Consider the following 281-nt stretch of genomic DNA (forward strand, 5'->3'; position numbering starts at 1 on the left):
TTTCAATGAAGGGCTTTGTTGCTTAATTCGGTTGTAAGACATGGCAGCCCAAAGTTGTTCAGTTATTAAGCAATATACTGAGTTTCAGGCATACCAAGTCCTGTAAGCTTGTTCAGCGCTTTGATCATAGCGTAAGTCTCGCCAACCTGAGCATTGTAATTTCTTAGGCTTAATTTCCCACCTAGCAGCTGTTTTACTCGGTACATTGCTGTCTCTGATAGTGAGCGCTTATGATAGCCATACCGCTTTTTCCATTTCTTGTTGGAGCCGTAGAGCTTTTG

At 42.3% G+C, this 281-nt stretch carries 1 pseudogene; it reads right to left on the minus strand.

Going from position 1 to position 281, the window contains the following annotated elements:
• Nucleotides 1-65 precede the first annotated feature (65 nt).
• Nucleotides 66-281, minus strand: a pseudogene (locus tag PL85_RS18760) (IS5/IS1182 family transposase); the annotation flags it as partial.

Origin of the sequence: Vibrio anguillarum (assembly GCF_001989995.2) — a bacterium.
Taxonomy (GTDB): domain Bacteria; phylum Pseudomonadota; class Gammaproteobacteria; order Enterobacterales; family Vibrionaceae; genus Vibrio; species Vibrio anguillarum.